Origin of the sequence: Caballeronia sp. INML2, from assembly GCF_023631365.1 — a bacterium.
Taxonomy (GTDB): Bacteria; Pseudomonadota; Gammaproteobacteria; order Burkholderiales; family Burkholderiaceae; genus Caballeronia; species Caballeronia turbans.
Genome location: NZ_JALQDH010000077.1, coordinates 1 through 249, shown reverse-complemented (window position 1 = coordinate 249; position 249 = coordinate 1). Strand labels below are relative to the sequence as shown.

Annotated in this window: 1 protein-coding gene; it reads right to left on the bottom strand. The window is 63.5% G+C overall.

Features of this window, described 5'->3' with window-relative positions; all coding sequences use genetic code 11:
* Positions 1-249 (bottom strand): DUF2382 domain-containing protein (locus NCT32_RS26745; protein ID WP_250490637.1); only part of this gene is annotated, 249 nt, incomplete at both ends.

The following is a 249-nucleotide window of genomic DNA, read 5'->3' as shown; positions in this document are numbered from 1 at the left end:
TCCTTCAGATCCGCCACCGTCGCCGGACGATCCACCGGCCGACGCTCGATGTTCGCGTGTTCTTCACGCAGATTCACCGATTCGCTCACCGGCGTTTCGGTCACCCGCGAATAGACGCGCACGCCGCCCGTCTGCACTTCGCGCTTGCCGACTTCGACGGATTCCTTCACGACGGGAAAGGCCTGCCGTTCAGCGGCGATCTCATCGGCCGTATAAGCCGGCGCATTGCGGTCATAGCCGCTATAGCCC